Here is a 21,343-nt window from a genome sequence, read left to right on the forward strand (position 1 = left end):
AAAACCTACATATGGAAGAACTGGATAAAAAATTAAGCAGAAGGAATTTCATCCGTATCAGTGCGTTAACGGGTGGAGGTTTGATCCTTGGGTTCAGTACCCTTGCTGCAGATACCCCGGGGCAGGAGCAGACCTTTGATCTTAATGCTTTCATCAGGATCGATACACAGGGCCGCATCACACTCATGAGCCCCAATCCGGAAATAGGCCAGGGTGTTAAAACTTCCCTGCCTATGCTGATCGCGGAAGAGCTGGATGTGGACTGGAAAAATATACAGGTACAGCAAGCCGGACTGGATACCACTAAATACAAACGGCAGGTGGCAGGCGGTAGTGGTTCTGTGCGTGCAAGCTGGGAATCTTTCAGGCAAACAGGTGCCACTGCAAGGCAAATGCTGATCAATGCAGCAGCTGCCGCATGGGCAGTACCTGCAGCTGAATGTACCACGGAGAATGGGATGGTACTTCATAAAGGGAGCAACAAAAAAATGAGCTACGGTGAACTGGCAGAAGCAGCTGCCAAACTGGAAGTTCCCAAAGATGTAAAAGTAAGGTCCACGGAAACATACAAGCTGCTCGGACAACGCATCAGGAATGTGGACAATCATGCCATCGTTACCGGCAAATACAAATACGGCATTGACACCAAACGGGAAGGCATGTTATATGCCACCATTATCAGGCCGCCTGCATTTGGCATGTCCCTGGTTTCTTTTGATGATGCAGAAGCAAAGAAAGCATTGGGTGTAAAACAGGTACTCCGTTTTGAGAATAAGATCGCAGTGCTGGGCCGTTCTACCTGGGAAGTGATGCAGGGTGCAAAAAAAGTGAAAGCACAGTGGAAAGAAGAAGGCCCGCTGGAAAGCACAGATGATTATATTAAAAACCTGCATGCCCTCCTGGCTAAAGATCCGCAGGATAAACCCAGGAGAAAAGACGGTGATATAAATGCCGCTTTTTCCAATGCAGCCAAAGTAATAGAAGTAGCATTTGATGCGCCCTTCCTGGCCCATAATACCATGGAGCCCATGAACTTCTTCGCCCATGTGAAAGCAGACAGCGCTGAATTGTATGGCCCCATACAAACACCGGAACGTGCAAGGCAACGTGTGGCAGAAATATTGAAACTGCCCGAAGATAAAGTATCTGTGATGATGACGCGTATGGGTGGTGGTTTCGGAAGAAGGCTGATGACGGATTTTGTGGAAGAGGCGGCTATCGTATCCAAACTCGCGGGCAATCTTCCAGTAAACGTGATCTGGTCAAGAGAACATGATATGGGTGGTGGTTATTACCGGCCCATGTACAGTTATAAGTACAGGGCTGCTGTTGATAAAGACAATAAGCTGGTGGCCTGGCATCATTATTCTGCAGGCGTGGGTGGTGCTGCGAGCCCTGATAGTTTCCCTGCAGGAGCAGTACCCAACTTGCAGGTAGATACCCATGTATATAAATCCCCTGTTACCACGGCACCCTGGAGAGGGCCCACCCACAACTTCATTGCCTTCTCGGAACAATCCTTCCTGGATGAGATTGCACACAAGATAGGCAAAGACCCTGTAGCACTGCGCCTGGAACTTTTAGAACAGGCAAAAAGCAGTCCCACAGGCAGGGTGAATTATGAGCCGGACAGGTTTGCAGCGGTGATCAAAAAAGCTGCTGAAATAGGTGGATGGGGAAAATCCAAAGGTGCAAACACCTTCCTTGGATTCGCCGCGCATTTCTCTTTTGAAAGTTATGTAGCGCAGGTGGCAGAAGTAGAAAAACAGGCAGATGGAAAGGTGAAACTGAAAAAGGTGTATTGCGTGGTGGATTGTGGAACAGTTGTGAACCTGAGTGGCGCGGAAACGCAGGTAGAAGGCAGTATCATTGATGGCATCGGCCACTCTATGTTTGCAGAGATCACACTTACAAAGGGTAAACCTGATCAGACCAATTTCTCCGCTTACCGCATGATCCGCTTAAGCGAAATACCTGAAATAGAAATTCATTTTATAAAAAGTAATGTAGCACCAACAGGACTTGGCGAACCAGCCTTACCCCCTGCCGGCGCAGCATTGGCGAATGCCGTTTTTGCAGCAACAGGTGTAAGGCTCACCAGTCAGCCTTTTATCAAAAGTGATCTGTTCGCATGATAACAGTGCCATTATATTTTGATTATTGTGCTACCACACCCTGCGATCCGCGGGTAGTGGAAGAGATGCTGCCCTACTTCACCCACCATTATGGAAATACTGCCAGCAGGGACCATGGTTTCGGCTGGATGGCCAAAGAAGCAACAGAGCATGCAAGAGAGCAGGTGGCGCATTTAATACAGGCTAATCCTAAACAGATCGTTTTCACCTCCGGGGCAACGGAAGCCATCAACCTTGCGCTGAAAGGGCTCGCAGAAGCAAATGCCTCCAAAGGCAAACATATTATTACCGCAAGAACAGAACATACCGCCGTACTGGATACCTGCGCTTACCTGGAAGAAAAAGGGTTTTCAATTACTTATCTGCACACAGATCAGCAAGGCCAGATCTCCCTGGAAGACCTGGAACATGCCATCAGGAAAGAAACCATCTGCATTGCATTAATGTACGCCAACAACGAAACCGGCGTGATCCATCCTGTTAAAGCAATAGGTACTATCGCCAGGAAATATGGTGTATGTTTTATGTGTGATGCAACCCAGGCTGTCGGGAAGATTCCGGTAAATGTAGAAGACATTGATCTGATGCCTTTTTCTGCGCATAAATTATATGGCCCGAAAGGCGTAGGTGCTTTATATGTCCGGAACAATAAAACCATCCTGCAGCAATTACATGGTGGCGCGCATGAAAGAGGGAACCGCAGTGGTACCTTGAATACACCCGGTATAATAGGGTTCGGCAAAGCAGCAGAGATCTGCCATATGGAAAGCGCAACATTGAGAGATAAAATGGAACGTGAACTGCTGGCATCGCTGCCCGGTTCATTCGTAAATGGAAGCGGCAACAGGTTGCCCCATGTGAGCAATATCCTGTTCCCTGGCATAGATAGTGAGCAATTACTGCTTACCGTATCCAAACACCTGGCCCTGAGCCGCGGAAGTGCCTGCAGCGGGATTGTGCAACAGCCTTCACATGTACTGCTGGCCATGGGGCTAACACGGGAGGATGCACGCAATTCCATTCGTATCAGCCTGGGCCGTTTTACTAAGGAAGAAGAGGTGAACTTTGCAGTGGGGCTGTTAACGGAAACTGTGCGGAAATTACAACCAGTATATGAAAGAGATTAAGCAGATCATACATGCCTATGAGCTGGCCTGTAAAAAGCAGCAAAAGGCTGCACTGGCCACAGTGGTACACGTAGCAGGTTCTTCCTACAGAGCACCCGGCGCACGGATGCTGATCACGGAAGATGGTATGCTTACCGGCGCGATCAGCGGAGGATGCCTGGAAGGAGATGCCCTGCGGAAAGCATTGATGGTAATGATGCAGGGAAAACCCCTGCTCACCACTTATGATACTTCTGATGAAGAAGATGCCGTAATAGGTGTTGGACTGGGGTGTAATGGCATCATCCGGGTACTGATAGAACCCATTCTACCAGAAGACCCTGTAAACCCTATCATACTCCTGCAGCATACTTTGGAAAAAAGGCAGGCAGTAGTACTGGTCACTTTCTTCTCCCTGCACAATAAATGGAGTGAACAGCAAGGCACGCGGTTATTATTGAAAGCAGATGGAGCATTGCTAAAAGCGGATAATATTATACCTGCTGCCATCAACGATGCAAAGAATATAAAGGAGTCCATTTTCATTGAATATCGTGATAATGGCCAGCCTGTTTCTGCATTCTATGAATACATTCCACCACCTGTTTCTATTATAGTAGCAGGTGCGGGCAATGATGTATTGCCTTTGGTACAGATCGGTGAAGTATTAGGATGGGACATTACCTTAGTGGATGGCCGCCCCGCTTATGCCAACTCCCAGCGTTTTCCCGCCTGCCGGGTGATTGTTTCCGACCCCGAAAGTGCATTGCGGGAGCTGGTGATAGATGATCAGACAGCCGTTGTGCTGATGACACACAATTACAACTACGATAAGGCCCTGCTGAAAGCTTTAATAGCAATGCCTGTAAATTACATCGGCATGCTGGGCCCGAGGAAGAAGCTCAGCAGGATGCTGACGGAGTTTGAAGAAGAAGGAACAAAGGTAACGGAAGAACAATTATCACGTGTTTACAGCCCTGTAGGGCTGGATATCGGAGCAGAAACGGCCGAAGAGATAGCGCTGGCAGTTCTCGCTGAAATAAAGGCAGTATTTGCCGGCAGGTCCGGAGTTTACCTGCGCAGCTTCACAGGCAAAATGCATGAAAGAAAAACAGAGATCATTGCAGGAACATCTTAAATATGGCATTGTTATCCTGGCTGCCGGAACATCCCGCAGGCTGGGCACACCCAAGCAATTCCTTCTCTACAAGGGAGATACTTTGCTGAACAATGCTATTAAAACGGCCACTGAAGTAAATGCCGGTGCCCTGGTAGTAATACTTGGTGCTGAAACAGCAACATTAAATGTACCTGTTATACACAATCCTGATCACAATGAAGGAATGGCATCCTCTATTCGCCATGGTGTTCAGTACATGAAGGAACGGGTGGAGAACATCATCCTCATGGTCTGTGATCAGCCACATGTAAATGCAGCACACCTCTCCGCCTTAATAGCCAAACACAAAACAACAGGTGCCAGGATCGTTGCCAGCTATTATGAGGATAGAAAAGGAGTGCCTGCTTTATTTGACCAAACACTTTTCCCTGAACTCTTATCCCTCACCGGCGATACAGGCGCCAAACGTATCATTGAAAAACACGAGGCAGATACCGCCATTGTTCCTTTTCCACCGGGAGCTATTGATATCGATACGGAGGAGGCCTACCAGGCATTAATTACTGCAACGCCTGGTAAGTAAGCACCCGGAACTTCCGCACAAAATCTCCGTAGTAGGCATAAGGAGATACATTCGTAAACACCAGTAAGATCAGCTTTTCTGTTGGATCAATGGTATGCTCTGAACAATAAGCGCCGCCCCATGTCAGTGAACCGGGAGATGCCTGGTCACCATATCTTGTACTGTCTGTAATGATCTGGAATCCCAGGCCGAACTTATCATTCCTGTCCCATACATTACTTCCGCCAATCTGGTTCCGCCCCATCATATCTACGGTTTTACGGGAGAGCAATCTTACATTGTTGAACGTACCGCCATTCAGAATGAACTGGCAAACTTTCGCATAGTCTGTGGCCGTACTTACCAGCCCGGCACCTCCCAGGTGCAGGGTTTGTTTACCGGCAATGGGGAATGTTCTGTTAGAGATATCGGAATGAAGTGTCAGCGGGCTTTCCAGCCTTTGTTTGGAATACAGCTCTACCAGGCGGCCGGCTTTTGAAGCTGGCAGGTAGAAATAAGTATCGTTCATGCCCAGGGGTTTGAAGATCCTTTCCATGAAGAAGTCGCTCAGGCTTTTTCCTGACACCACTTCCACGATCCTTCCTGCCACATCTGTATTGTACCCGTAGGTGAACTGTGTGCCCGGATCATGCACCAGGGGGCGTTGCGCTACCTTCTTCACCAGTTCTTCTGTTGTAACGGCATCCAGTGAACTCAGTCCTAACATTGTTTTGCCATTCAATACGCTGTCCATCGGGTGTTCATAAGGTATTCCGGCTGAATGGGAAAGCAGGTGCCGGATGGTAGGCATTGGCCTGGGCCAGCGGGTTTCTGCCTTACCCGTTTCTTTATCATACTTCACCAAAACCTTTGTGTCCCTGAATTCCGGCAGGTATTTGTAAATAGGGTCATCCAGCAGTAAACGGCCTTCCTCATATAACATCAGCACAGCAATGGTAGTGATCAGCTTCGTCTGCGAAGCGATCCTGAAGATGTCTGTTGTCTGTGCCGGCGTGTGTTTTTCCAGGTTACTGAAACCATACGCTTTATTGTGCACGATCTGGCCATTGCGGGCAATGAAGGTTACTGCATTAGGTGCCAGCCCTTCTTTGATAATGGCGTTGAAGAAACTGTCTATGCGGGCCAGCCTTTCTGCGCTGAAACCCGCGGCGGCGGCATTAGCTGCCTGCTTGAACTGCTGCTGTGCAAAAGCGGCTGATACGAAGAAGAGGAACAGGAATAACGTGGAGATCTTTTTCATATTAGAAAAGTACTAAAAAAGACGTAATTTTAATAAAGAAGCCCGGAGCCGTGAACTCCAGGCTTTGAACCTTAGTGAAAAAGATCAAAAAGGTTCTTCATTTTTGTAAGCAAGCTTACAATCTTTGTGAGGCCATCCAGGATTTTTTTAAACCTGGATGGTTTTTTGTTGAGGGGCGTCATCATGCTACAAAATGAACTGTTTTTCCAGTCCAATATCCTGCACATCTAATGTTCCTGATCAAATATAAAGAAAGGAACAGAACAACAAAAAAACACGCTGACGGCCTTATGATCAATTTGATAGCACCACTATCAACACCCCATGAAACAAGCCATGACACTGACTGAAAGAAAACATTACTTTTTTAAAAAAGTCATAAAATTTATTCTTCGCAAGGGATGAACGCTTGGTAAAAAGCGATGAATATTTTCATTAAAAAAGGAGAAAAATGGTCACCCACCTTTCTCCTTCCCTCTTATCGAAAAGAAAAATCACTTCAATAATCCATCCATCAAAGCATTAAACTCCTTCTTATACGCCTCATAATGTTCCCCTGTACCCGGTCCGTTAAACCCGGTATGTACTTCTTTCACCCTGCCGCTCTTGTCAATATATATCGTGGTGGGGAAACCCTTGATACCTGTCAGCTGCGGCAGCGTTTTCTCTGCTTTCTGCGGATCAGCGGGTGTAACACCTGTGAGCAATACCGGGTAGGTTACATCAAAACGTTTCGCAAAACCGGCTGCTGCTTTCCTCGACTTTTCAAAATCAGTAGTGCGTTCATAGCAAAGCATGATGATCGCTACCCCGCGGTCTTTATTCTTCTTATACCAATCACTCAGGTAAGCCGTTTCATCCATGCAGTTAGGGCACCATGATCCGGATAACTGTACAATCACTGCTTTGTTTTTGAACTGTTCATCCTTAATGGATACCTTATTTCCGTCCAGATCAGGGAAGCTGAAATCCAGTACTGCACCGGTTTCTTTTACAGTGGCCAGCGTAGTGGCATCCTGCAGTTTAGCGCTGCTGTCTTTACGGGCAGAGAATATTTCTTTATTAGTGATGCCCTGGTAAAATACGCCATTGCTGATCGTAGAATCATTTGTAATGAGTGCATTGAACTGGTAGGCATGCGAACCATCAAAGGTGGAAAGTTTGAGGGAATCACCATCTACCACACCCTGCAGGTAACGGTAATCGCCGGTAGTGGTGAGGAAAGTACCATGTACAATACTTCCGTTCTGCGAAAATTCACCAATGGCAAAACTGCTATCCTTGCGGTTAGGGGAAGTGAAGTAAGTGGGCCAGCGGCCGCTGATATTGAATTTGGGTGCCTGTGTACTGGCAAACCTTTCTGAAATACCGGGTTTTGCTTTAAAGGCAATGGTGGCATCCTTATCTGCCAGGTGGCGGATCCATAATCCCTGTAAACTGCCATCTGCCTGCAGCGCCGCACGGAATTCATTATCAAAGAAAGGCATGCGGATAAAAACAGAATCTCCTTCCTGCCGCACATCATCTACCAGCATACGTTCTCCTGCATTGAGGATATGGATGGTCTTCTTTCCGGCGCTATCCAGCAGCTCGAAATTAAATACAATATCTCCGCCGTCTTCCCGCAACAGGTGAGCCTGCCAGGCACCTGTGGCCAGTTGGGCTTTCTGTTGTGTACCACATGCAGCCAATGCCGCGAGGGTTATGAACAATAATCTTTTCATCCTGAAATATATTTAAGCATAGTTTCTTGCCCCAAAAAGTAAACTGCCGATCCTTACGAGCGTACTGCCTTCTGCAAGGGCCAGCTTATAATCTCCGCTCATACCGGTGGACAGTTCTTTAAAATCATCTGTGCCGGGAAAGTACTTTTCCTTCAGCCTGGCATGTAAGGCAGCGAGTCCTTTAAATTCCCTGCTGATCTGCGCTTCATCGTCTGTATTACTGGCCATGCCCATTAAACCGGCGATCCGTACGTTCTGCAAGCCGGCGGCCTGCGCAAGCAGTTGATCCAGCTCTGTTTCATCCAGCCCGAACTTTGTTTCTTCCTGCGCAATAAATACCTGCAGGAGGCAATCGATCACCCGGTTGTTCTTCGCGGCCTGTTTATTGATCTCCTGTAATAGCTTCAGGCTGTCTACCCCATGGATCATGCTCACAAAGGGGGCAATGTATTTGACCTTGTTGCTTTGCAGATGTCCGATAAAGTGCCATTGAATGTCTTCCGGCAATTGGGTTTGCTTATCGGCCAGCTCCTGCACATAATTCTCTCCGAAGATCCGTTGGCCGGCTTCATATAATGCAAGGATATCTGATACAGGTTTGATTTTTGATACGGCTACCAGGCGGGCATTAAAGGACCTTAACTCATTAATAACCTGCTGATAGGCTGCTATATTCACTGCCATATTCCTACAAAAATAATAGACTTTTACCACTTCTGAGCAAAAGGCCATTGTGAAAAGCCTAAATTAAGAGGCTACATTCCTGCAAAATATTCAACAATACCGTATAATTGCTTGATTCCATAAAATTCTATGAGCCGATTTTTTTACATCCTCATTTTAAAATAGGTTTGTAAACACCACTAAAACAATTTACGTATGCATTTTCAGTTAACGGAAGAGCACCTGATGATTCAAAAAGCAGCCAGAGATTTTGCGGTGAACGAACTGCTGCCGGGTGTAATAGAGCGGGATGAGTTACAAAAGTTTCCGGCAGAGCAGGTTAAAAAAATGGGAGAATTAGGTTTCCTCGGAATGATGGTTGACCCTAAATACGGCGGCGCCGGCCTGGATACTATTGCCTATGTTTTAGCCATGGAAGAGATCTCCAAAATAGACGCCTCTGCATCTGTAGTGATGAGCGTGAACAATTCCCTGGTATGCTGGGGCCTTGAAACATATGGTACGGAAGAACAAAAACAAAAATACCTGGTGCCCCTGGCCAGTGGTGAAATGATCGGCGCTTTCCTGTTAAGTGAACCGGAAGCCGGTTCTGATGCTACTTCCCAGAGAACAATGGGGGAAGATAAAGGGGACCATTACCTGGTGAACGGTACCAAGAACTGGATCACAAACGGCAATTCAGCCAGTGTATACCTGGTGATGGTACAAACCCATCCTGAACTGGGCAGTAAAGGTATCAACGCCCTTATCATAGAAAAGAATTCTCCCGGTGTTACTATCGGTGCCAAAGAAAATAAACTGGGCATCCGCGGCAGTGATACGCACAGTATCATGTTCCAGGATGTGAAAGTGCCGAAAGAGAACCGCATCGGCGATGATGGTTTTGGGTTCAAATTTGCCATGAAAACCTTAGGCGGCGGCCGTATAGGCATTGCCTCCCAGGCGCTGGGTATTGCCAGCGGCGCTTATGAACTGGCCCTGAAGTACTCCAAAACCCGCAAAGCTTTCGGTAAAGAGATCAGCCAGCACCAGGCTATCCAGTTCAAACTGGCAGACATGGCCACAAGAGTGGAAGCAGCCCGTTTATTATGCCTGCGCGCCGCATGGGAAAAAGACAATAAAATGGATTATACCCTCAGCGGCTCTATGGCAAAAGTATTTGCGTCAGAAACCGCCATGTGGGTAGCCACAGAGGCAGTACAGGTACATGGTGGTTACGGTTATGTAAAAGAATACCATGTAGAGCGCCTTATGCGCGATGCGAAGATCACACAGATATATGAAGGCACATCCGAAGTACAACGGATCGTGATCAGCCGAAGCATCCTTGGATAACAGGGATGCCGGCCTTACACCAAAATAATTTATGAAAAACATTAAGATCATTGAGGTTAAATCCGAAATAGGCGCAGGAACAAGAGGCGCCAGTTTGGGTGTGGATGCTATTAAAATAGCTGCATTGGACTTTATGAGCAGTTTCTTCGTTCACTTCCCTACGGAAGAGATCGAAACAGAAAATAAACTCCTGTTTGAACCTATTGAATCCCCTTTTGCCAAACGTATCAAAGGCACCTATACTTTATACGAAAGGATCAGCAAAAGCGTAAGTGAGGCCATTAAAGCCAACTGGTTCCCTGTGATCCTCTCCGGCGATCACAGCACCGCAGGCGCAACCATTGCCGGCCTGAAAATGGCAAGGCCCAAAGCCAAACTGGGTGTGATATGGATCGATGCGCATGCAGACCTCCATACGCCTTACACCACACCTTCCGGCAATATGCATGGCATGCCGCTGGCGGCCTCCATTGCAGAAGATAATGAAGAACATAAGGTGCATGAACTGGATGAAAACACTGCCAGGATGTGGAACCAGCTGAAGAATATAGGGAAGATAGCCCCCAAGGTGCTGCCTGAAGACATTGTTTTCATTTCCCTGCGGGATTATGAAAAGGAAGAAGAGTACCTGATTAAGAAATACGGTATGAAGGTGATCACTACAAACGAAGTACGGCGTAAAGGCGCAGAGAATATTGCCCGTTCTGTATTCCGTTACTTAAGTGATTGCGAGCACATTTATATCTCTTTTGATGTGGACAGCCTGGATGCCTCTATTTCCCGTGGTACCGGAACACCCGTTAGCAATGGCCTGCGGGAACGGGAAGCGGAAGACCTTATTTCCAAATTCATGCAGCACCGCAAGATCTGCTGTTTTGAGATAACGGAAGTGAACCCTACGCTGGACAAAGAAAACCTGATGGCAGAGATCGCTTTCAACATCCTGCAAAGGAGTGTGAATGTGCTGATGATGAACTAGATCCTGCAAAGCCCTTAGTCATCCCAAGCTTTACTATGGCTGATGATGAACTAGATCCTGCAAGGCCATCAGTCATCCCAAGCTTTACTATGGCTGATGATGAACTAGATCCGGTAGTAAGCCATCAGCCATCCCACCACTTCACTATAGCTCCTGATCCCTTTTGCCTGTTGGTTTGCCTTCAGGTACTGATCGTACAATACGGCGGAATAATCATCGATAGGCCCTTCGTACTCACGGTAGAAGAGGATCATTTTCCGTACATCCTCCCTTACGCCGGGCGACGTTTTGTCCCACATAAGCCTTGCCAGGTAACTATTCCTGCGCCCCAACTGCCGCACGCTGTACAACAGCATCTCAAAATTGGCAGCATAACGGAAACGGCTATCGGCAGTTCTGCTGGCAGCCAGGTAGCCGATAAAATTAGCATCCTCTTCCGGCGCATATCCCAATTGATGCGCAATCTCGTGGCAGGTGGTGAACGGCTGAAGGAAAGCAGGCACTGTAGTGTTCACCTGAGCTTCATTGGTGAAGGGGTTCAGGTAACCCGTTACCCCAACGTAATTAAGGTATTTGCCGTATAAAGAAGATTTAACGGAAGGATAATTATAACGAAGTCCGGGCCAGATCTTAGCTATCTGGCGGTAACTTTCCGCGGCTGTTTTAAAAGTGGCTTTAGCGCTGGTATCCGGCGAAAGTGCATCCAGCACTGCTTTATCATGGTTGGTGAGTTTCACCAGTGTATCCGTGAGCAGGTAAAGGTCCGCAGTGGTGTAGCGTTTTACTTCAAAACCAAGATCTGCTGCGAGGGAATTGCGGCGGTAATGTCCTCCCCAGAATAAAAGGAAAATAAAATAGAGCCATAGTATGGACCCCAACCCTTTTAAAACCTTGTACAATAAGTGCTTCCACTGGCCACGGATAAGGCTCCACAGCGTTCTTAACAAAAAAATTATCCCAACTATTATCCAGACGATGTATATTACATCGCCTATACTAAAGGGCACGAAGCCAAGAACTTTTCTAAGAAGTGTACTAATGAAAACGTACCACCTATGGAAATAAAGCGCTGACAGCCACCCTTCTGCTGCGAGAACCCAGTTTAATACAAGGATAGCTACAATGCTTACGGCGATTGAAATTAATTGTCTTTTAACCAGGTCGTTCGTTTCCATTTTAACTTGAAGGAACATGATAGATGAAATTATTAAACGGGAATTAGCCAGCGCCCTGTCCCACAAATTATCTGTGAAAATACAGATAAATCAGGCAGAGAGGATACATGGCGGAGATATAAATGAAACATATCGTTTAATGACCAATGAGGGAGACTGGTTCCTGAAATTGAATGATGCTAAACGTTTTCCGGATATGTTCCTCCGCGAGTACGATGGCCTTGAAGAGCTTCGCCAGGCAAATGTGATTGCCGTTCCCAAACCTCTGGCGCATGGCGTAGCCGGTAACCGTGCTTTCCTGGTTACCCAGTTCCTTGAAAAGGGAACAGCGGCACCCGATTTCTGGGAGAACTTCGCAGCGGCCGTGGCCCGTATGCATCAAACTACCCAAAGTTATTTCGGATTAAGTGGTTCCAACTATATCGGTTCCATTAAACAATACAATACGCCTTATGTGAGCTGGCCGGTTTTCTATGCCTTCAACCGCCTGATGCCCCTGGCAAAAATGGCATATGACAAACACCGGATGGATAAGGCCATGCTCGATCAGCTGGAAGCTATCTGCAAACGGCTGCCTGAACTCTTCCCGGAAGAGCCCCCTGCCCTGTTGCATGGTGACCTGTGGAGTGGAAATTTCCTGGTAGGTACGGATGGAAAAGCCTGCATATTTGACCCCGCAGTTTACTTTGGTCATCGTGAGATGGAACTGGCCATGACGAGGTTGTTTGGCGGATTTGATACCCGCTTTTATTATACCTATCAGGCCATCCGCCCGCTTGCGCCGGGATGGCAGAAAAGGATCGGTCTATGCCAGTTATACCCTTTAATGGTACACCTGAACCTCTTCGGCGGAAATTATTATAATGACGTAAAAGAAGTACTGAACGGGATCTGATCTTATCTTTCCTGCATTTTCACAAACTCATACATCTTCTGTAATTCCTGTTCAATGATCGGGAACAGCCCTTTCAGTTCATCTGTGATCTCCCGCAGCATAACAGGGATCGTTTCCAGGGAAACAGCTTTGTTGAGATAATTCTCCAGTGTTTCCATTTTAGTGGTGATCCAGGTAAGGCCCACCATGGAAAAGTTAGGTTTGATCTTGTGTACCTGGAACTTGAGTCCGTCCCAATCCTTATTATCTGCCAGGGCTTGCAGTTTGCCCACTTCCTCCTTGTTCGTCATCACAAAGATCTCGAACAGATCGATGGCATATCCGATGTTACTTTCGTATAGGGTATTTAGGTAGCGAACATCCAGGCTGGGGTGGAATTCGTAACCGCTTAAATTTTGCACTTCCATAATGATTTCGGTTTCATCCTCATTTAGATATTTATTCAACACCTGCAGCAACTGGTCAGGTGTGTATGGCTTTGTTAGTATGTCAGTGATCCCGATATTCCTTGCCAGCGCAATGGTGCTGGGCATCGCTGCTGCCGTGGTGGCGATCACCGGTGTTGCTACATTAGGTCTGCTTTCATCTTCCCGGATCTTTTTGGCCAGTTCAAAACCGTCCATTCCCGGGATCCGGATATCCATCAGCACCAGGTCGTATTGCCTGGATTCAAGGAAATACAAGGCATCAGGGCCATTGGTGGCCAGCTGATAGTTGATCCTGTATTTCTCCAGCAGGCTGAGTATATATTTAAGGTTCATGGCGTTATCTTCTACCACCAGTACCTTTGCATTGCCAAAGTCGATCTTCGAATACTTGTTTTCCAGTTCCCCGTCTGCCACATGCACGGAACGTTTGCGCGTATCCATAAAGGGCAGGTTAAAACTGAAGGATGTTTTGTACACAGGGCCTTCTTCCACACTGATCTGCCCGCCCTGTAATTCCACCAGCTGTTTGGCGATGGCCAGGCCAAGACCCGTGCCGCCGTAACGCTCCCTGATATCTTTTTCTGCCTGTTTATAGTTGTGGAAGATCAGTTCCAGTTTATCTTTCTGAATGCCGATCCCCGTATCGCAGATCATGAATTTGATCCAGAGTGCATTCCCCTGGATATCATCCAGGGATACTTTAATGGCAATTTCGCCTTCTTTTGTGAATTTCTCTGCATTTCCCAGTAAATTCATCAAAATCTGGTTCAGGATCATATCGTCTCCTATCAGCAGGGTATCGATCCGTTTATCGAAGTCCACCGTCACTTTCACCGGCCTTTGACCCAATTTCAGCTGGAAGGTGTTCTTCATGCTTTGGATCAGTTCCTTCAGGTCAAACTCACGGGCATTTATTTCCTGTTTGCCCGCTTCGATCTTGGAAATATCCAGGATATCCGTGATCAGGCCATGCAGGATGCCGGAAGAATGCTTTAATATTTTGATGTATTCCTTCTGTTCTTCGCTCAAAGTGGTTTCATCCAGCAGGTGGGCCATACCGATGATGGCATTCAGGGGTGTACGGATCTCATGGCTCATATTGGCCAGGAACTCCTTCTGGGTACGCTGGGCTTCTTCGGCAGCCTGTTTAGCGGCCTCCAGCTCCATTTGCAGGATCTTCTGGGGGGTAATGTCCATATGGATGCCTACCCCGCCTACTGCATTCCCATCCCGGTCGTAAATATTGCCGGAGCTGGCCAGTACCCATTTACGGGAACCGTCCTTCAGCACGATCTCCATATCATAGAGCAGTGCCACCTTTTTCTCTACCCGGTACCGGCGGAGGTTACGGGCATATTCCCTGTTTTCCTCGGGAACAAAGATATCCGTGATGTTGCGGCCTATCAGCTCATCTTCCGTATAACCGGAAAGGCGGCAGAAGCTTTCATATACTTTAACAATGACGCCATCCAGGTCTGTTTCACAGAGGGCGGCATTGAGATTATCGAGGATCACCCGGTATTTTTCGTCTGTACGGATCAGTTCCTCCTGCCACTGACGGTGGCGGGTAACATCCACGATCTGCCAGATGCTGCCGGCAAAACGGCCATTGTCAAATACGGGTATATAGCTGATTTCACGGATGTGACCAGTTTTGAAAACGAGTTCCCAGCCAAAGAAAGGTTTCTTTCTGCGCTTCAACTCCTTCATTTTCAACTCAAAAGCTATGGGATCAGTAAGATGTTCGGCACAATAATCGATCATGGGGCGGAAAGCCTTGTCGATCATGTTACCTTTGTAGGGGCCGGTGTTGAAATACTCCATGAACACATTATTACCCCAGACAAAACGGTGACGTTCGTCTGACACTAAAACACCTGCATTTGTATTTTGGAGGTAAACAGCGATGGGAAGGGCAAAAATATCCGGTAACCCATCTGTAGAGGTGGGCTTGGACTTCAAGGAACGTGATGTATTGCGGCCTATTCTTCCTTTGGGAGTCATATCGTTTGCGGAATAGGGGGCATTATAGGATTTCATAAGGCATTCATCTGGAATTTATTCATGCGGATATGAAGTTACGAAATTAACACAAGTGCTTATTAGTAAATATCTGACATTTTTATAAATTTTTATATATAAATATCGGTTGAGTATCAGCAAAAGTATGAAATTTTTGCTTTTGGAAATCTTTTATTACCTTTGCATCCCTCTAAAAGTGAGGTTTATTTGATATGAAGCATCTCCGCGAATTCGACATAGCTTTTGTAGGTCTGACGCCCGGAGTGCACACATTCCAATACCAGATCACTGACAGTTTCTTTGAAAACTATGGCCAGCAGGATTTCTCGAATTGCAACGCTACGGTAAAGTTACAATTTGATAAGAAAAGTAACTTCTTTTTGCTGAAATTCGAAGTTGGCGGTACAGCAACTGTTATTTGCGATCGTTGCGGGCAACCATTCGAACTGCAGTTGTGGGACGATTTCAACCAGGTTGTAAAACTGGTGGAAAACCCGGAGGAGATGAATGGGGATGAAGACCCGGATGTTACTTACATCCCGAGGACGGAATCACACCTGAACGTAGCGGACTTTGTGTACGAATTCATCAACCTGAGCTTCCCGATGCAGCGTATCCATCCGGATGACGCGAACGGCAAAAGCGGTTGTGATCCAAAGGTTCTTGAAATGCTGGACAAGATGAAAGAACAGGGCGAAGACAAAACAAACCCGATCTGGAAAGGATTGGAAAAATTCAGAGACAATTAATTTAAAAAACGGACAATTAAAATTCAAATAAAATGCCGAATCCTAAACGTAGACATTCGCAGCAAAGATCAGCTAAGAGAAGAACGCATTACAAGGCTTTCGCTGAAACTTTAAGTACAGACAGCGTAACCGGTGAAGCGCATCTGAGACATCGCGCACATTGGGTAGAAAACAAACTGTTCTACAAAGGAAAAGTTGTTTTGGAAAAACAAGCTGCTGCTAAATAATAATTTTTACTAATTTTACACCCGAGCTAACTAGACAAAATAAAGTTCATGAGAATCGGGCTAGATATGATGGGTGGCGACTATGCACCCGCAGAAGCAGTAAAAGGAGTAAGATTATTTTTAGACAACGCTGCACCAGAAGTGCATCTTGTGTTGATCGGTGATGAGCAGGCCTTAGCACCGTTGATCTCGGATGCCCGGTTAGACCAGTCAAGATATACAGTTGTTCATTCGTCCCAGGTGATCGGGATGAATGAACATCCTACCAAAGCACTGAAAGAAAAGCCGCAGTCTTCCATCTCCATCGGCTTTCACCTCCTGCAGAATAAGAAAGTAGATGCATTCATCAGCGCAGGCAATACCGGCGCTATGATGGTGGGTGCCATATACTCTATCAAACTCATTCCGGGTGTTCAACGCCCCACTATTTCCACTATCTTACCAAGGGAAGACGGCTCCAATGGGCTGTTACTGGACGTAGGGATCAATGCGGATTGCAAACCGGAAAACCTGGTGCAGTTCGCCATTCTTGGTTCCCTCTACTCCCAGTACATCATGGGTACCGCTACGCCAAGGGTTGGATTGCTGAATATTGGTGAGGAAGAAGGAAAAGGTAACCTCCTGGCACAAGCCACTTACCCCCTGCTGAAAGAGAACGCTTTACTGAACTTCATCGGCAACGTGGAAGGAAGGGATATCTTCAAAGAAACGGTGGATGTGATCGTTTGTGAAGGTTTTACCGGCAATGTGGTACTGAAAATGGCTGAATCCTTCCATGATGTGGCAGTAAGACGCAATATCAAAGATGAATACATGGACCGTTTCGATCATGAGCAATATGGTGGTACCCCTGTTCTGGGTGTGGCCGAGCCAGTGATCATTGGCCATGGTATTGCCAGGGCAGAAGCTTTCAAAAACATGATCAGAACTGCCCAGCAGATGATAGAAAGCAAACTGATGGATAAGATCAGGGAGAGCTTTGTAGAGGTAGCAAAAGAGAACTAAGCTTAAGATGGATGATATTTGAAAGAAGGTGGTCCTAAAGATCACCTTCTTTTTTTATTGGACCTGAGCAAAAGCGTATCAAAACCGTATCAAAAGCATATCAAAAGCGTATCAAAAGCGTAGTTACCCCCACCCACTGCCATTTTGCATGCCATATTCGGATAAAATGACAGCTAATCAACCAACCAAAGGCAACTTCACAAAGAAGGTAGTACCAACCCCGGGAGTAGTCCTAAACCAGATCTCTCCCCTCGCCTGCTCCACGATATTCCTGCACATCGCCAGCCCCAATCCCGTGCCGGAAGACTTTGTTGTAAAGTTGGGCACAAAGATCTTGGGTTGCACTTCCACGGGAATGCCATGCCCGTTATCGATCACTTCCACGATCACCGCATTCTCCCCTTCGTCCTTCATACTGATCACCACATGCCCCTCCCGGCCTTCCGGAATGGCCTGAACAGCATTCTGCACCAGGTTGGTGAATAAACGGTTGATCTGTGTTTTATCAGCATCCACCAGGTAGGGTTTCTCCTGCCTTTCAAAATAGATATTGATCTCCGGGTTGCTCATATACAAACCCGTAACTGATTGCAATACTTCACTCAGGGAGAATTTCTCATTATTACCTTTACCGATCTGGGCAAATGCCGCAAAATCGGACGCAATATTGGCCAGGTGATCTATCTGCTCCACCAGCGTACCGGCCACATTTTTAGAGAGGGCCTTTACATCAGGCGAATCATTGGCAATAGCACGCTGCAGGTATTGAATGCTTAGCTTCATGGGCGTAAGCGGATTTTTGATCTCATGCGCCACCTGCCGCGCCATTTCCCGCCAGGCCCCTTCCCGCTCACTTTTAGCCAGCATCGCCGCGCTCACTTCCAGCTTCTGTACCATCTTATTGTACTCCTTCACCAGCATGCCTATTTCATCATCTTTATTCCATTCTATCACATCGTTATGCTGCCCGAGGTTCACATTCCGGATCTTTTCCGTGATCAGCGAGAAGGATTTGGTGATGGTATTGGAGATCAATAACACCAGCAATCCCGCTATCAGGAAAATGAAAGCGTTGATATTGATCAGGGCCACCAGGAAGGTGGAGATCTGTTGGTTCAATTCCGTTTGTGTGGCAAAATAAGGGGCATTCAGGTACGCAAAAACACCTCCTTTATCCCGCAGCGGGATGTAGCCGCTGATATACCTCATGGTACCGATCTGCTCTTCCTGGATGAACTGGATCTTATTCAGTTTGGACAACTGGTAGAAAGCCACAGGGTTCATAGACTCTGAAAGCAGCCCCTTTTCCACCATCAGCGGCTGCGCTGAAAGTTGCAGCCTGCCTGTATTATCATAGATATTCAGATCAACGTTATGCTCTGTTGCAATTTCACTGATGCGGCCGGATAAACTTTTTAAGAAGATGGAATCGTAGATCATATCCATCTCATCAAACATCCGCTGTTCGTAGAACACATCTTCTATATCCTTTGCAATGCCATTCACGGTATTGCTCAGCTTTTCTGCATTCTCCGCCCTGTAGCGGCTGATAAAGAAAAGGATGGTGGCCACTCCCAGCGACAGGAAAGAGAACACTACTGCAAAGATGATGGTACTCTGCACTTTGGTACGGATGCTCAGCTTCATTGTAGTTGTGAGGTTGGATATCCGCAACCGCGCTTTGATCAGCAGATCGAGCAGGCTGTAGATACCAATGATGAGCAGGAAAAGGCAGAACATATAGGCGAAGAGCGTGATAAACTCCAGGAAGTTCCTGGTAGGCTTCACCACTACCACCAGCTTGTCTCTTGAGGCTTTGTAGTAAAGCAGGGAATAGCCGTTCTCCTCCCGGAAAACGATGTCCGCCGCAGGCGTTTCCGATGGCGATAATTTTACTTTGAATGGATAGTTATTGTGATTGCTCACCAGGTTCCCCTTGTCGTACACCGCATAGGAATACAGTTCTACGTATTGCTGGTCAGGCGTCTGCAAGCCGCTCTCGATCAGCAGTTCAGGATACAACCTGTCTGGCCGCTGGGTTTCCGGTTGCGATCTTACTTCGTAAAAAAGATATCCTGAAACCGTATCGCCGAACCGTGTGAATTCTTTCTTACCGATATAACTGTAATCGTTAAAGCTCCTTTCATCATAATAAAGGTCTGTACCCATCACATGCGGCAGCCTGCTATCTACCATGATGCGTTTGTTCAGTTCATCCAGCGTGGTGGAATCATGATTATACAGGGATTGCCCTTCTTCATCAAACGTATAAAAGGATACATCATAACGGCTGAGATAACGGGAGAAATATTTATCCTCCAGCGTTCTTTCCAGCATCATTTTATAATCCTGCGTGCGTTCCAGGAAGAACTGCCGCACGAAGGGGTCCTTTGTGAGCCGCTCCCCCGCATCATTCAGCAGGGTTTCCATATAAGGGTCCCGCTGCCGCGAGATGTTCTTGGCCACCCGTTCCCGCTGCTCCAGCTCCTTCTGGTTATTATAATAAATGAGTACGGCAGAAGTAGTGATGGTCATCGTCAGCATCCATACAATAAAGGGCAAAGTAGAAGAACCCTCACTGAAACGACGTTCCAGCAGGTCCAGCAACAATACATACCCTAACAGCCAGAACATGAACACGATGGAAGTGCTCAGGTCAGGCTTGTTGAAACGGAAAGCCAGCCATACCAGTCCTACTACGGCCAGGGAGATATATTTACTGCGATATTGAAAATCCGTGAGCTGATTCAGCAGGTAGTTAACGATCTGCGAGAAGAATAAAAAGCTGATAGCGATGAAACCAAGGCTCATACTACCTATCACGCTGTATTCATTCAGGCTGAAAAAGTTGGTGACGTCGTAGGAAATATTGGAATCAATAACAAGACTGCGGATCAAATCGAGCAGGAACTGCCCTGCGATGAACATCATCAGTCCTGCGATGCCGATGATCAGCCAGCGCTGCCATCTTTCCCTCAATACGGGGGGATGGATGGTGCGTACATGCTGGCGGAAAAAGAGTATGAGCCAGAAGGCCAGGAGTACGTTCAGCAAAAGATCTCCCAAAGAACGGAACACCTCGTCCTTTGCATAGATGATAGACTTAAAGAGATTGAGCGTTCTGAGGTCCATCGGGAAATTGTACACATAACTGAGGTACCGGAACAGCAGCACGATGCCCAGGAGAAAGAGGAATCCCCAGAGCGGTGTGAGGCTTTTTGCCAGCAGGGTGGCAAAGAGGTTAATAAAAATGAGTACAAAGATGCAACCCACTACCAGCAATAATACACTTACCAGGCTGGGGGCCGGGTTCGATTTGCCCGGATCGTAATGCAGGTAAAAGAGGATATGCTCATTCAGGTCCAGCACCGGCAAACCGGGCGGGCGTACATTGATCGCATACTCCTCCCCTATGGCAGAACGCCCGTAGAACTGGCTACCCAGGTAATCGTTGTTGATGGCATACTCCTGCTTTACGGGAATGAGGCCTACTAAATATTTACCCTGTTCCAGGGGATGGCAGAGCATTACATAATAACCATTGGGTAGCTTGCGGAAGGTGACGCCTGCATGTAAACCCTCAAAAACAGGTGGTTGTACTGTATTTGTACTCCAGAACACCATCCGGTAGCCAATGGCTACTGAATCGTACCCGAAAACAAAATAGTTCTCCTCATAAATGGACTTCAGCGTTTCTTCCGAATAGGTGCCATTCATGAGCTTTTTAACGAGGGCTGTATCTGCGGAGAGTTCGTTAAAGGCTTTCTGGCGGCTGCGGATATCACTTTCCAGGCTGCGCTGCACGCCGTGGGGCGAAGAATAATAACTCCAGTAATTATTGAACAGGAAGGCAAACGTGAACAGCCATGCTGCTATGATCAGCAGGTAACCGTTACGGAGGATGAACAGCCTTATTTCCTTGATATCGAGCATAAT

At 47.0% G+C, this 21,343-nt stretch carries 16 protein-coding genes; 10 read left to right on the forward strand and 6 right to left on the reverse strand.

The genetic code is table 11. The features are described 5' to 3' along the window. The first annotated feature begins 11 nt into the window (after positions 1 to 11). From BUR42_RS12255 to BUR42_RS12270, 4 genes are read left to right on the forward strand one after another with little or no spacing between them, the layout of a single operon-like run. On the forward strand, positions 12 to 2,135 hold the full coding sequence (locus tag BUR42_RS12255) for a xanthine dehydrogenase family protein molybdopterin-binding subunit (RefSeq protein ID WP_074239509.1): 2,124 nt from the start codon (positions 12 to 14) through the stop codon (positions 2,133 to 2,135). Continuing rightward, complete coding sequence (locus BUR42_RS12260; protein ID WP_143197425.1) at positions 2,132 to 3,262, forward strand: cysteine desulfurase family protein; 1,131 nt, start codon at positions 2,132 to 2,134, stop codon at positions 3,260 to 3,262. The genes BUR42_RS12255 and BUR42_RS12260 overlap by 4 nt, the downstream gene beginning before the upstream one ends. Continuing rightward, positions 3,249 to 4,379: an XdhC family protein gene (locus tag BUR42_RS12265; RefSeq protein ID WP_074239510.1), complete on the forward strand. Its 1,131-nt coding sequence runs from the start codon at positions 3,249 to 3,251 to the stop codon at positions 4,377 to 4,379. The genes BUR42_RS12260 and BUR42_RS12265 overlap by 14 nt, the downstream gene beginning before the upstream one ends. Further along, entirely contained in the window at positions 4,342 to 4,944 is a 603-nt protein-coding gene (locus tag BUR42_RS12270) for a nucleotidyltransferase family protein (RefSeq protein WP_074239511.1), read from the forward strand. Before BUR42_RS12265 ends, BUR42_RS12270 begins: the two co-directional genes overlap by 38 nt. Here the strand turns inward: BUR42_RS12270 and BUR42_RS12275 are convergent. From BUR42_RS12275 to BUR42_RS12285, 3 genes are all read right to left on the reverse strand, one after another. Beyond that, the gene (locus BUR42_RS12275; RefSeq protein WP_074239512.1) at positions 4,922 to 6,184 is read right to left on the reverse strand and encodes a serine hydrolase domain-containing protein; all 1,263 of its coding nucleotides are present in this window, start codon (positions 6,182 to 6,184) and stop codon (positions 4,922 to 4,924) included. The two genes, BUR42_RS12270 and BUR42_RS12275, sit on opposite strands and share 23 nt — an antisense overlap. 494 nt (positions 6,185 to 6,678) lie before the next feature. After that, entirely contained in the window at positions 6,679 to 7,908 is a 1,230-nt protein-coding gene (locus tag BUR42_RS12280) for a TlpA disulfide reductase family protein (RefSeq protein ID WP_074239513.1), read from the reverse strand. 12 nt (positions 7,909 to 7,920) lie between these two features. Further along, on the reverse strand, positions 7,921 to 8,592 hold the full coding sequence (locus BUR42_RS12285; RefSeq protein ID WP_200798251.1) for a YggS family pyridoxal phosphate-dependent enzyme: 672 nt from the start codon (positions 8,590 to 8,592) through the stop codon (positions 7,921 to 7,923). A 195-nt stretch (positions 8,593 to 8,787) separates the two neighbouring features. On the opposite strand from BUR42_RS12285, the gene BUR42_RS12290 reads away from it, so the two are divergent. Both BUR42_RS12290 and BUR42_RS12295 read left to right on the forward strand, forming a co-directional pair. Further along, positions 8,788 to 9,927 carry an acyl-CoA dehydrogenase gene (locus BUR42_RS12290; protein WP_074239514.1) on the forward strand — a complete coding sequence of 380 codons (1,140 nt, stop codon included), beginning with the start codon at positions 8,788 to 8,790 and terminating at the stop codon, positions 9,925 to 9,927. A 31-nt stretch (positions 9,928 to 9,958) separates the two neighbouring features. After that, a complete protein-coding gene (locus BUR42_RS12295) occupies positions 9,959 to 10,906 on the forward strand; it encodes an arginase (protein WP_074239515.1) in 948 nt (315 codons plus the stop codon). Between the two features lie 104 nt (positions 10,907 to 11,010). On the opposite strand, the gene BUR42_RS12300 is transcribed toward BUR42_RS12295, so the two are convergent. Then, positions 11,011 to 12,099, reverse strand: coding sequence for a DUF3810 domain-containing protein (locus BUR42_RS12300; RefSeq protein WP_074239516.1), 1,089 nt, complete (start codon positions 12,097 to 12,099; stop codon positions 11,011 to 11,013). Here BUR42_RS12300 and BUR42_RS12305 point away from each other — a divergent pair. Continuing rightward, positions 12,098 to 12,976 carry a fructosamine kinase family protein gene (locus tag BUR42_RS12305; protein WP_074239517.1) on the forward strand — a complete coding sequence of 293 codons (879 nt, stop codon included), beginning with the start codon at positions 12,098 to 12,100 and terminating at the stop codon, positions 12,974 to 12,976. The two genes, BUR42_RS12300 and BUR42_RS12305, sit on opposite strands and share 2 nt — an antisense overlap. 2 nt (positions 12,977 to 12,978) lie before the next feature. On the opposite strand, the gene BUR42_RS12310 is transcribed toward BUR42_RS12305, so the two are convergent. After that, on the reverse strand, positions 12,979 to 15,444 hold the full coding sequence (locus tag BUR42_RS12310) for a PAS domain S-box protein (protein ID WP_074239518.1): 2,466 nt from the start codon (positions 15,442 to 15,444) through the stop codon (positions 12,979 to 12,981). A gap of 194 nt (positions 15,445 to 15,638) precedes the next feature. On the opposite strand from BUR42_RS12310, the gene BUR42_RS12315 reads away from it, so the two are divergent. From BUR42_RS12315 to plsX, 3 genes are read left to right on the forward strand one after another with little or no spacing between them, the layout of a single operon-like run. Continuing rightward, positions 15,639 to 16,175, forward strand: a complete 537-nt coding sequence (locus tag BUR42_RS12315) for a YceD family protein (RefSeq protein ID WP_074239519.1) — start codon at positions 15,639 to 15,641, stop codon at positions 16,173 to 16,175. A gap of 32 nt (positions 16,176 to 16,207) precedes the next feature. Beyond that, a complete protein-coding gene (gene rpmF, locus BUR42_RS12320; RefSeq protein ID WP_074239520.1) occupies positions 16,208 to 16,402 on the forward strand; it encodes a 50S ribosomal protein L32 in 195 nt (64 codons plus the stop codon). A gap of 48 nt (positions 16,403 to 16,450) precedes the next feature. Further along, complete coding sequence (plsX, locus tag BUR42_RS12325; RefSeq protein WP_074239521.1) at positions 16,451 to 17,407, forward strand: phosphate acyltransferase PlsX; 957 nt, start codon at positions 16,451 to 16,453, stop codon at positions 17,405 to 17,407. 177 nt (positions 17,408 to 17,584) lie between these two features. Here the strand turns inward: plsX and BUR42_RS12330 are convergent, their stop codons facing one another. Further along, positions 17,585 to 21,340 carry a sensor histidine kinase gene (locus BUR42_RS12330; protein ID WP_074239522.1) on the reverse strand — a complete coding sequence of 1,252 codons (3,756 nt, stop codon included), beginning with the start codon at positions 21,338 to 21,340 and terminating at the stop codon, positions 17,585 to 17,587. Positions 21,341 to 21,343 lie beyond the last annotated feature (3 nt).

The organism is Chitinophaga niabensis (assembly GCF_900129465.1).
Lineage (GTDB): Bacteria > Bacteroidota > Bacteroidia > Chitinophagales > Chitinophagaceae > Chitinophaga > Chitinophaga niabensis.

What these genes read in the sequence shown, in the direction of transcription:
- BUR42_RS12265 (WP_074239510.1), top strand. Translation starts at nt 3,249, where the DNA reads ATGAAAGAGATTAAGCAGATCATACATGCCTATGAGCTGGCCTGTAAA.
- BUR42_RS12255 (WP_074239509.1), top strand. Translation starts at nt 12, where the DNA reads ATGGAAGAACTGGATAAAAAATTAAGCAGAAGGAATTTCATCCGTATC.
- BUR42_RS12260 (WP_143197425.1), top strand. Translation starts at nt 2,132, where the DNA reads ATGATAACAGTGCCATTATATTTTGATTATTGTGCTACCACACCCTGC.
- BUR42_RS12290 (WP_074239514.1), top strand. Translation starts at nt 8,788, where the DNA reads ATGCATTTTCAGTTAACGGAAGAGCACCTGATGATTCAAAAAGCAGCC.
- rpmF (WP_074239520.1), top strand. Translation starts at nt 16,208, where the DNA reads ATGCCGAATCCTAAACGTAGACATTCGCAGCAAAGATCAGCTAAGAGA.
- BUR42_RS12330 (WP_074239522.1), bottom strand. Translation starts at nt 21,340, where the DNA reads ATGCTCGATATCAAGGAAATAAGGCTGTTCATCCTCCGTAACGGTTAC.
- BUR42_RS12285 (WP_200798251.1), bottom strand. Translation starts at nt 8,592, where the DNA reads ATGGCAGTGAATATAGCAGCCTATCAGCAGGTTATTAATGAGTTAAGG.
- BUR42_RS12300 (WP_074239516.1), bottom strand. Translation starts at nt 12,099, where the DNA reads ATGTTCCTTCAAGTTAAAATGGAAACGAACGACCTGGTTAAAAGACAA.
- BUR42_RS12315 (WP_074239519.1), top strand. Translation starts at nt 15,639, where the DNA reads ATGAAGCATCTCCGCGAATTCGACATAGCTTTTGTAGGTCTGACGCCC.
- plsX (WP_074239521.1), top strand. Translation starts at nt 16,451, where the DNA reads ATGAGAATCGGGCTAGATATGATGGGTGGCGACTATGCACCCGCAGAA.
- BUR42_RS12270 (WP_074239511.1), top strand. Translation starts at nt 4,342, where the DNA reads ATGAAAGAAAAACAGAGATCATTGCAGGAACATCTTAAATATGGCATT.
- BUR42_RS12275 (WP_074239512.1), bottom strand. Translation starts at nt 6,184, where the DNA reads ATGAAAAAGATCTCCACGTTATTCCTGTTCCTCTTCTTCGTATCAGCC.
- BUR42_RS12295 (WP_074239515.1), top strand. Translation starts at nt 9,959, where the DNA reads ATGAAAAACATTAAGATCATTGAGGTTAAATCCGAAATAGGCGCAGGA.
- BUR42_RS12305 (WP_074239517.1), top strand. Translation starts at nt 12,098, where the DNA reads ATGATAGATGAAATTATTAAACGGGAATTAGCCAGCGCCCTGTCCCAC.
- BUR42_RS12310 (WP_074239518.1), bottom strand. Translation starts at nt 15,444, where the DNA reads ATGAAATCCTATAATGCCCCCTATTCCGCAAACGATATGACTCCCAAA.
- BUR42_RS12280 (WP_074239513.1), bottom strand. Translation starts at nt 7,908, where the DNA reads ATGAAAAGATTATTGTTCATAACCCTCGCGGCATTGGCTGCATGTGGT.